The 8,906-nt window shown below is 71.0% G+C and carries 9 protein-coding genes and 1 pseudogene; 7 read left to right on the top strand and 3 right to left on the bottom strand.

The window, feature by feature from the left end:
* Positions 1 to 103: pseudogene (locus FQY64_RS15050) on the top strand (IS110-like element ISRfsp2 family transposase); the annotation flags it as partial.
* A 25-nt stretch (positions 104 to 128) separates the two neighbouring features.
* On the opposite strand, the gene FQY64_RS08015 reads toward FQY64_RS15050, so the two are convergent.
* A complete protein-coding gene (locus tag FQY64_RS08015) occupies positions 129 to 629 on the bottom strand; it encodes a MarR family winged helix-turn-helix transcriptional regulator (RefSeq protein WP_146473668.1) in 501 nt (166 codons plus the stop codon).
* 72 nt (positions 630 to 701) lie between these two features.
* Here FQY64_RS08015 and hppD point away from each other — a divergent pair, with 72 nt between their 5' ends.
* The 6 genes from hppD to FQY64_RS07985 all read left to right on the top strand — a co-directional run bounded on the left by hppD (position 702) and on the right by FQY64_RS07985 (position 7,276).
* A complete protein-coding gene (hppD, locus tag FQY64_RS08010; RefSeq protein ID WP_146473665.1) occupies positions 702 to 1,808 on the top strand; it encodes a 4-hydroxyphenylpyruvate dioxygenase in 1,107 nt (368 codons plus the stop codon).
* Between the two features lie 128 nt (positions 1,809 to 1,936).
* Positions 1,937 to 3,235 carry a homogentisate 1,2-dioxygenase gene (gene hmgA / locus FQY64_RS08005; RefSeq protein WP_146473663.1) on the top strand — a complete coding sequence of 433 codons (1,299 nt, stop codon included), beginning with the start codon at positions 1,937 to 1,939 and terminating at the stop codon, positions 3,233 to 3,235.
* 337 nt (positions 3,236 to 3,572) lie between these two features.
* A complete protein-coding gene (locus FQY64_RS08000; RefSeq protein ID WP_229814955.1) occupies positions 3,573 to 4,199 on the top strand; it encodes a lectin in 627 nt (208 codons plus the stop codon).
* A 12-nt stretch (positions 4,200 to 4,211) separates the two neighbouring features.
* Positions 4,212 to 5,165 (top strand): sodium:calcium antiporter, encoded by a 954-nt coding sequence (locus tag FQY64_RS07995; RefSeq protein WP_146473661.1) that lies wholly within the window; start codon positions 4,212 to 4,214, stop codon positions 5,163 to 5,165.
* 31 nt (positions 5,166 to 5,196) lie between these two features.
* Positions 5,197 to 6,417 carry a Na+/H+ antiporter NhaA gene (nhaA, locus tag FQY64_RS07990; RefSeq protein ID WP_222431768.1) on the top strand — a complete coding sequence of 407 codons (1,221 nt, stop codon included), beginning with the start codon at positions 5,197 to 5,199 and terminating at the stop codon, positions 6,415 to 6,417.
* A 4-nt stretch (positions 6,418 to 6,421) separates the two neighbouring features.
* Complete coding sequence (locus FQY64_RS07985) at positions 6,422 to 7,276, top strand: NAD-dependent epimerase/dehydratase family protein (RefSeq protein WP_146473659.1); 855 nt, start codon at positions 6,422 to 6,424, stop codon at positions 7,274 to 7,276.
* On the opposite strand, the gene FQY64_RS07980 is transcribed toward FQY64_RS07985, so the two are convergent.
* Both FQY64_RS07980 and FQY64_RS07975 read right to left on the bottom strand, forming a co-directional pair.
* Complete coding sequence (locus tag FQY64_RS07980) at positions 7,273 to 8,193, bottom strand: DMT family transporter (RefSeq protein WP_146473658.1); 921 nt, start codon at positions 8,191 to 8,193, stop codon at positions 7,273 to 7,275. The genes FQY64_RS07985 and FQY64_RS07980 overlap by 4 nt on opposite strands.
* A gap of 216 nt (positions 8,194 to 8,409) precedes the next feature.
* Positions 8,410 to 8,904 carry an Mpo1 family 2-hydroxy fatty acid dioxygenase gene (locus tag FQY64_RS07975; protein ID WP_146473655.1) on the bottom strand — a complete coding sequence of 165 codons (495 nt, stop codon included), beginning with the start codon at positions 8,902 to 8,904 and terminating at the stop codon, positions 8,410 to 8,412.
* Positions 8,905 to 8,906 lie beyond the last annotated feature (2 nt).

Genomic DNA, 8,906 nt, shown 5'->3' with positions numbered 1-8,906 from the left:
CAAGCCCAAGAAGGTCGCCGTCGTCGCCTGCATGCGCAAGTACCTCACCATGCTCAACGCCATGGCACGCGATCAGGCGCCTTGGGCGCCTAGGGTTGCCTAGGCCACAAGACAGTTGCTCCTGCAGGTCACGGCCCTTCCGCCTCCGCCTGCAGCTCCAGCTCGTCCAGGCGGTCCAGCAGCCGGAACAGCAGCGCGCGCTCCTCGGCGCTGATGCCGTCCAGCAGGCGCTTCTCGAACGCGATCGCCATCGGCGCCACCTGGTCGAACACGCGGTAGCCCGCGCGGCTGAGCTTGAGCACCGAACGCCGGCGGTCGTCGCCGTCGGTGTCCCGCTGCAGGCGACCGCTTTCCAGCAGACGCGCGACCGCGCGACTGACCGCCACCTTGTCCATCGCCGTGCGCTGGGCGACCTCGCTGGCGGACAGCCCGGGGTACCGTCCCAGCACCGCGATCACGCGCCACTCGGTGACGCTCAGCCCGAAGCGCTCCGAATACATCCGCGCGATCGCGCCGCTGACCCGGTTCGACAGCACCGACAGCCGGTAGGGAAGGAAGTGCTCCAGGTCGAGCACCGTGTGATGGCGCTCACGAGTCGATACGGGAGCAGAACGGGCTTTGCGGTCCATGCGGCGATACGCTTGCGGATAGTTTCAGATGAAACTATAACATCGGGTATCCGCCCCTTCAGGCCCGAGTTCATGAACGCGCAGCCCCATGTCTCCCAGCCGAACACCGGCATGCAGGTGACCACCTTCGAGAACCCGCTGGGCATCAACGGGTTCGAATTCGTCGAATTCGCAGCCCCGGAGGGACAGGGCGCACGATTGCACGACTACTTCCGTCGCATGGGCTTCACCGCGGTGCTGCGGCACCGCTCGCGGCCGATCACCGTCTACCGGCAGGGCGACGTGAACTTCCTGCTCAACGAGGACCCGGACAGCTTCGCCGCCGACTTCGCGCGCGCGCACGGCCCGTGCGCCTGCGGCTTCGCGATCCGCTTCCGCAAGCCGGCGCGGGAGGTGTTCGACGCGGTGGTGCGCAACGGCGCCGAGCCGGTGACGCACAAGGCCGAATCGCGCGCGGTCGACGTGCCCGTCATCAAGGGCATCGGCGACTGCATGCTGTACCTGGTCGACCGTTACGGCGACGCCGGTTCGGTCTATGCCGACTACGTGCCGGTCGAAGGCGCCGAGGCGAATCCCGCCGGCTTCGGTCTGACCTTCATCGACCACCTCACCCACAACCTCTACTTCGGCAACATGGAGAAGTGGGCGGAGTACTACGAGAAGCTGTTCAACTTCCGCGAGATCCGCTACTTCGACATCAAGGGCGCCAAGACCGGCCTGGTGTCGAAGGCGATGACCGCGCCGGACGGCATCGTGCGCATCCCGCTCAACGAATCGTCCGATCCGAAGTCGCAGATCAACGAGTACCTCGAGCAGTACAACGGCGAGGGCATCCAGCACATCGCGCTGTTCACCGAGAACATCTACGAGACGGTGGAGAAGATGCGCGCGGCCGGCATCGAGTTCCTCGACACGCCCGACACCTACTTCGAGGTGATCGACCAGCGCATCCCCAACCACGGCGAGGACGTCGCCCGCCTGCAGAAGAACAGGATCCTGATCGACGCCGATCCGGAGACCAAGAGCCGTAAGCTGCTGCAGATCTTCACCCAGAACGCGATCGGGCCGATCTTCTTCGAGATCATCCAGCGCAAGGGCAACGAAGGCTTCGGCGAGGGCAACTTCCAGGCGCTGTTCGAGAGCATCGAACGCGACCAGATGCGGCGCGGGGTGCTGTAAGCCGCAACCACGCCGCTTCCGCGCCGGTCGCCGCATCGAAGGCGGCCGGCCGCGTGCATGCGCGTCATCGGGTGCGCGAAAGCGGTGTCAGCAACGCGAAAGGGACAGACGCAAGGGGGAGCGACCGAATGACCATCGCCAGCACCGGCTACCAGTCCGGCTTCGGCAACGAATTCGCCACCGAGGCGTTCGCCGGCACGCTGCCGGTCGGGCAGAACTCGCCGCAGAAGGTGGCGCACGGCCTGTACGCGGAGCAGCTCTCCGGCACCGCGTTCACCGCGCCGCGGCGCGAGAACCGCCGGAGCTGGCTGTACCGCATCCGCCCGGCCGCGATCCACGGCGCGTTCCAGGCCTACGCGCAGCCGCGCTTCCACAACGTGTTCGAGGACGTGGTGGCGCCGGACCAGATGCGCTGGAGCCCGCTGCCGCTGCCGGAGGCGCCGGCCGATTTCGTCGACGGCCTGTTCACCATGGCCGGCAACGGCGGGCCGGCCGCGCAGGGCGGCGTCGGCATCCACCTGTACGCCGCCAACCGCGACATGCAGGGCCGCTTCTTCTACGACGCCGACGGCGAACTGCTGCTGGTGCCGCAGCAGGGCCGGCTGCACATCGAGACCGAGCTGGGCGTGCTGGACGTCGAGCCGCAGGAGATCGCGGTGATCCCGCGCGGCGTGCGCTTCCGCGTCGCGCTGCCGGACGGCGCCGCGCGCGGCTACGTGTGCGAGAACTTCGGCGCGCTGATGCGCCTGCCCGATCTCGGGCCGATCGGCTCCAACGGCCTCGCCAATCCGCGCGACTTCCTCACCCCGAACGCCGCGTTTGAGGACGTGGAGGGCGAGTTCGAGCTGATCGCCAAGTTCCAGGGCCGGCTGTGGCGTGCGCCGATCGGCCATTCGCCGCTGGACGTGGTCGGCTGGCACGGCAACTACGCGCCGTACAAGTACGACCTGCGCCGCTTCAACACGATCGGCTCGATCAGCTTCGACCATCCCGATCCGTCGATCTTCACCGTGCTCACCTCGCCGAGCGACACGCCCGGCACGGCGAACATGGACTTCGTCATCTTCGGTCCGCGCATCCTGGCGATGCAGCACACGTTCCGGCCGCCGTGGTTCCACCGCAACGTCGCCAGCGAGTTCATGGGGCTGGTGCATGGCGCGTACGACGCCAAGGCGGAAGGCTTCGTGCCGGGCGGCTGTTCGCTGCACAACTGCATGAGCGGCCACGGCCCGGACGCGGCGACGTTCGAGAAGGCGTCCAACGCCGACCTCTCGAAGCCGGACGTGATCGCCGACACCATGGCCTTCATGTTCGAGACGCGCGCGGTGATCCGGCCGACGCGGCAGGCGCTCGAGGCGCCGCACCGCCAGCGCGACTACCAGGCGTGCTGGGCGGGACTGCAGAAGCACTTCCAGCCGCCGCGCTGACGCTCGGGCGACGCGCGCCGCGGGTTCGCCGGCCGCCTGGCGCGCGGCCGCGAGCGCCGGTAACCCGTTTTCCGGCGCGATCTCGCGCAGCGCGCCGGCGTCGCGCCGGCCGTCGCACAGGATCGGCACGCGGCGTTCGAGCAGGCTCAGCGTGCGGTCGTGGGCGGCAAGCGCGGCCCGCGCGCGGTCTTGCGGTACGGCATCGCCGCTCCATCCCTCTGTCCGATGACGCGCGCGCAGGCTGCGCCGCGATGATGAAGAAGCGGTGACACCCCGGTCATCGCGTCGCCTTGGCAGGGGCTTGCTAAGCTGCCGGCGGTCCCACCGGAGCCCTGCCATGCGCCGCGCGATCCTGGCGCTCGTCGTGACTGCCGTTGCCGCCTGCCAGCCGCGCGATGCCGACGCGCCGACCGCGCCCGTCGACAACCCGGCGCAGGACGTGCCGCCGGCGACCGCGCCGCGCGCGCCGGCGCAGGCATCCGCTTCGCCTCCGGTCGACGGCGCCGGTCGGCTGGGCGCGGGCCGCCTCGACTTCCGCGGCTTCGGCGAGGCGGCGTTCGGCGCCGAGGCGGACGCGCTGCGGAAGGCCTGGGGCGAAACGCTGGAAGGCCAGCCGCAGGAGCCCGGCGGCTGCCACTACCTGGTGCCGGCGGGCGGGCCGGAGGTGTTCCGCTTCGGTTTCATGATCGAAGGCGGCCGCTTCGTGCGGGTCGATGTCGACACCGCGGATGTGACGGCGCCCGGCGGCGGACGCGTGGGTATGCCGCGCACGGAACTGCTTCGCCTCTATCCGGATGCCGAGGCGCAGCCGCACAAGTACGTCGATGGCGGCCAGTACCTGCGCATCCGCGATCCGCAGGGCGGCGCGGGCGTGCTTCTGTTCGAGACCGACGCGCAGGGGCGCGTCACGCGCTGGCGCCTCGGGGTGCCGCCGCAGATCGATTACGTCGAAGGCTGCAGTTGAGCGGAGGCAACGATGCTGGAAGCGACGGGCTGGTTTCTCCTTGGGCTGGTGCTGCTCGCACTCGGCGGCGACTCGGTGGTGCGCGGCGCCTCGGGATTGGCGCAGCGGGCGGGCGCCTCGCCGTTCGTGACCGGATTGCTGCTGGTGGCGTTTGCCACCTCGCTGCCGGAGCTGGCGGTCAACGTGCATGCGATCGTCGAGGGACGGCAGGCGCTGGCGCTCGGCAACGCGGTCGGCAGCAACGTGGTCAACTTCGGCCTGACGCTCGGCGTGGCTGCGTGGCTGGCGCCGATGACCGTGCGCTGGCGAGCGCTCACGCCGCTGCTGGTGGTGTTGATGCTCGGCACCGCGGCGGCGATCGCGATGGGGCTCGATGGCGCGCTGTCGCGCGTGGAAGGGGGCGTGCTGCTGGCGGCGTTCGCCGCCGCGTTCGCGTTCGCGCTGCGGCGCACGCGCGGCGAGAACGCCGACGTGCGCGCGGAGATCGAACGCTATGCGCGCACGTCGACCGGGCTGGGCCAGAACCTCCTGCGCGTCGCGATCGCGGTGGCGTTGCTGTACTTCGGATCGCGGTTGATCGTCGAGCACGCGCCGGTGCTCGGTCTGGGGCTCGGGATGACGCCGCTGGTGACCGGTCTGTTGCCGGTGGCGATCGGCACCGCGCTGCCGGAACTGGCGGCCGCGATCGCCGCGGCGCGGCGCGGGCAGGGCGACATGGTCGCCGGCCACGTGATCGGCTCCAGCGTGTTCAACCTGCTGCTGGTGGTCGGCGGCATGGCGCTGTTCCGGCCGTTGCCGCTGCCGCCGTCGTTCGTGCGCTTCGAACTGCCGGCCGCGCTCGCGTTCGCGCTGATGCTGTACCCGATGCTGCGCGGCGACCAGCGTTTCAGCAAGGCCGAAGGCGGCATTCTGGTCGCCGCGCTGCTGGCGTGGATCGGATTCGAACTGCTGCTCATCCACGCCTGAGCCGCGCGACGCGCTGGCTATACTGCCGCGCATGACGCAAGCACCCCTTCTTCCGCACCGCGCGATGCGTGCGCTCGCCGAGTTCTTCCGGCTGGAAGCCGCCGGCGGCATCATGCTGATCGGCGCCGCCGTGCTCGCCCTGATCGCCGCCAACTCGCCGCTGGAGCACGCCTATGAGGCGTTCCAGACGATGCCGGTGCAGATCCGCATCGGCGCCTTCGAGATCGCCAAGCCGTTGCTGCTGTGGATCAACGACGGCCTGATGGCGATCTTCTTCCTGCTGGTCGCGCTGGAGATCAAGCGCGAGATGCTCAGCGGCCAGCTCGCCGGCCGCGACCGCCTGATCCTGCCGCTGGTGTGCGCCACGGCCGGCGTCGTGGTGCCGGCGCTGCTGTTCACCGCGCTCAACCGCGGCGATGCCGGTGCGATGCGCGGCTGGGCGGTGCCGACCGCGACCGACATCGCGTTCGCGCTCGGCGTGCTGGCGCTGCTCGGCTCGCGGGTGCCGACCGGCATGAAGCTGCTGCTGTCCACCATCGCGGTGGTGGACGATCTGATCGCGATCCTGATCATCGCGCTGTTCTACTCGCACGGGCTGTCGCTCACCGCGCTGGCCTGGGCCGGCGCGGCGCTGGCGGCGATGCTGCTGCTCAACCGGCGCAAGGTGCGCGCGCTGACGCCCTACCTGCTGCTCGGCGTGGTGCTGTGGGTATGCGTGCTGAAGTCCGGTGTGCACGCGACGCTGGCGGGCGTTGCGACCGGGCTGATGATTCCGCATGTCGATCCGAAGAATGCGATCGACGACGAGATCGAGCACTCCCCGCTGGAGCACCTCGAGCACGCGCTGCATCCCTGGGTCGCCTACGGCATCCTGCCGCTGTTCGCGTTCGCCAACGCCGGGCTGGTGCTCGGCGGACTGCAGCTTGCCGATGCGATGGAGGCGCTGCCGCTCGGTATCGTGCTCGGGCTGGTGATCGGCAAGCCGGTCGGCATCGTCGGCGCCGCGCTGCTGCTGCGTGCGCTGGGCTGGGCGCGCTTTCCGGACGGCGCCGGCTTCGCGGCCATGCTCGGCCTGGGCTTCATGTGCGGCATCGGCTTCACCATGAGCCTGTTCATCGCCTCGCTCGCCTATGCCGAGCGCGCGCTCTACGACGCCGCGGTGCTCGGCATCCTCGGCGCTTCGGTGATCTCGGCGCTGATCGGCTACGTCTGGCTGCGGCTGACGCTTCCCGCGCGCGCCGGGATGCCGTGACGCCATGAGGCAGGCGCTGGTGTTCGGCGGCAGCGGCCAGATCGGCCGCGCGCTGCTGGCACGGCTGCAGGCGGCGGGCTGGACCGCGCTCGCGCCTTCGCGCGCGCCGCAGCCGGAGCTGCCCGGCGTGCGCTGGCTGCGCGGCGGGTTCGAGCAGACGGCGTCGCCGGCCGCGATCGACGCGATCTTCAGTTGCGGTCCGCTGGACGGCTTCGCGCGCTGGTACGCGCAGGCGCCGGTCGCGGTGCCGCGCGTGATCGCCTTCGGCTCCACCAGCGTCGAGGCGAAGCGGCACTCGCAGGATCCGCACGAACGCGACGTGGCCGCGCGCCTGCACGCCGCCGAGTCGAGCCTGTTCGCCACCGCGCGCGTGCGCGGCGCGGACGCGACCGTGCTGCGGCCGACGCTGGTGTACGGCGCCGGGCGCGATGCCACGCTGACGCGGATCGCGCGGTTGGCCCACCGTTACCGCGCGTTCGTGCTGCCCCGCGGCGCTTGCGGCCTGCGCCAGCCGGTGCACGTGGACGATCTGGCCGAGGCGGCGGTGCGCTGCCTCGATGCGCCCGCGTCGGCGGGACGCGCGTACGCGACGCCCGGCGGCGAGGCGGTGCCGTATCGCGAGATGGTCGCGCGCGTGCTGGCGGCGTTGCCGTCGAAGCCGCGTCTGATCGAACTGCCGTCGCCCGCGTTCGCGCTCGTGCTCGGCGCGGCACGTCTGACCGGACGCGCGCAGGGCTTCGGCGATGCCGCGGTGGCGCGTCTGCGCGAGGATCTGGTGTTCGACGCTGCCCCGGCCGTGCGCGATTTCGGCTATGCGCCGCGCGCGTTCCGGCCGCAGGCCGGGATGTTCGGCTTCTAGGCGCGCGTGCCCGGATCGAGGCGTTCGGCCTCCGGCGCGGTCGGCGTGCCGCCGGTGCGCGCGCGGGCGAGCGCGCGCAGCGCGATGATCAGCACGCCGCCCAGCACCATCGCGCCGCCCAGCAGCAGACGCGGCCCCGGCCGGTCGCCCCACACCAGCACGCCGAGCGCGACCGCCAGCACCGGCACCAGCAGCAGCCAGGGCGTCACCTGCGCGATCGGATGCCGCTGGACCAGCACGTAGTACAGGCCGTGCCCGAGCAGCGAGGACACGAACGCCGAATAGGCCACGCCCGACCACGCGAGCGGGCCGGCCATGCGCACCAGCTCCAGCCCCTGCGGCTCCCACCACAGGCTCAGCGCCAGCAGCGGCAGGATGCTGAGCACCGCCATCCAGCCCTGCTGGCTCCACACCGTCAGCCCGCGCAGCGGCTTCATCAGCACGGTGCCGACGGCGAGGAAGAACGCCGAGGCCAGCATCACCAGCAGCGACAGCGGGCGGTCCAGCACCAGCGGATCGAAGCCGAGCACCAGCACGCCGGCGAAGCTGACGGCGATCGCAAGGCCGGTGCGCCAGCCGAAGCGCTCGCCGAGCACCGCCCAACCGAGCAGCGCGGTCATCGGCACGTAGCTCTGCAGCACGATCGCCGGCGAGGACAGATCGCCCGCGAGCTTCAGCGCGATGAAGCTGAGCCCGAAATGCAGCACGCCGACCGCGAGGCTGGCCGCGATCAGCCGCGGCCACTGGCCTGCGGCGGGACGCCGCAGAAGGAATGCCAGCGGCAGCGCCAGCAGCGCGAAGCGCAGCGCGGTGCACAGCAGCGGCGGAATCTCGCGCAGCGCGTAGGCGGACGTGAGGAAGTTGCCGGCCCAGGCCAGGCAGATCAGCAGGACGAGGACGAGGTCGCGCGGCGGCATGCGCAGGACGGCGGAGGGAGGGGCGCACAGTGTGCCCGCCCCGGCCGCCCCGTGCAGTGGATGCACAAGCTGCAGCCAACGTCGATGAGTTCCCGAAAGCGGGGAGCCATGGACGTCACGCAAGCTGCAGCCACGTCCACGGTCCCGCTTGCGCGCGAGCGACGGGAATCTTCGCCGGACAGCAGCGGACGCGGCGCCGGCCCGCGCGCGGCACGCTCAGTACGCCAGTCCCAGCCGGCGGTACAGCTTCACCAGCACCCAGGCCGGCCCGATCAGCAGGTACACCAGGTCGGTGAGGAAGCTGGGCTTGCGGCCTTCGATCTTGTGGCCCACGAACTGCGCGATCCACGCCAGCACGAACACGGCGGCGGCCAGCGTCAGCAGCCCACGCACGCCGAGCGCGTCGTGCAGCGCCCAGGTGAGCGCGGACAGCAGCAGGAACACGAGCAGCATGCCCGCTCCCAGCCGGCGCGAGGCGCGCCAGTAGAACAGCCAGGCCGGCAGCATCGCCAGCGCCGCCCAGATGCCGGGCCGGAACCAGGTGCCCGGTGCCGGCACGCACCACAGCAGCGCGATCACGCTCCACAGGATCAAGGGCACCGCCACCACGTGGATGCGCTGGTTGGTGGCGTTGCGATGGTCGCCCGAGTACTGCGCGAACCAGCGGTCGATCGGGCGCTCGGCGGTCGAGGTTTCGGCGGCGGCGTGCATGG

The sequence above is a fragment of the Vulcaniibacterium thermophilum genome, assembly GCF_007923255.1.
GTDB lineage: Bacteria > Pseudomonadota > Gammaproteobacteria > Xanthomonadales > Xanthomonadaceae > Lysobacter_F > Lysobacter_F thermophilum.
The sequence above is the reverse complement of the archived record's forward strand: the minus strand, read 5'-3'. Positions and strand labels throughout refer to the sequence as shown.

What these genes read in the sequence shown, in the direction of transcription:
- FQY64_RS08015 (WP_146473668.1), bottom strand. Translation starts at nt 629, where the DNA reads ATGGACCGCAAAGCCCGTTCTGCTCCCGTATCGACTCGTGAGCGCCAT.
- hppD (WP_146473665.1), top strand. Translation starts at nt 702, where the DNA reads ATGAACGCGCAGCCCCATGTCTCCCAGCCGAACACCGGCATGCAGGTG.
- hmgA (WP_146473663.1), top strand. Translation starts at nt 1,937, where the DNA reads ATGACCATCGCCAGCACCGGCTACCAGTCCGGCTTCGGCAACGAATTC.
- FQY64_RS08000 (WP_229814955.1), top strand. Translation starts at nt 3,573, where the DNA reads ATGCGCCGCGCGATCCTGGCGCTCGTCGTGACTGCCGTTGCCGCCTGC.
- FQY64_RS07995 (WP_146473661.1), top strand. Translation starts at nt 4,212, where the DNA reads ATGCTGGAAGCGACGGGCTGGTTTCTCCTTGGGCTGGTGCTGCTCGCA.
- nhaA (WP_222431768.1), top strand. Translation starts at nt 5,197, where the DNA reads ATGACGCAAGCACCCCTTCTTCCGCACCGCGCGATGCGTGCGCTCGCC.
- FQY64_RS07985 (WP_146473659.1), top strand. Translation starts at nt 6,422, where the DNA reads ATGAGGCAGGCGCTGGTGTTCGGCGGCAGCGGCCAGATCGGCCGCGCG.
- FQY64_RS07980 (WP_146473658.1), bottom strand. Translation starts at nt 8,193, where the DNA reads ATGCCGCCGCGCGACCTCGTCCTCGTCCTGCTGATCTGCCTGGCCTGG.
- FQY64_RS07975 (WP_146473655.1), bottom strand. Translation starts at nt 8,904, where the DNA reads ATGCACGCCGCCGCCGAAACCTCGACCGCCGAGCGCCCGATCGACCGC.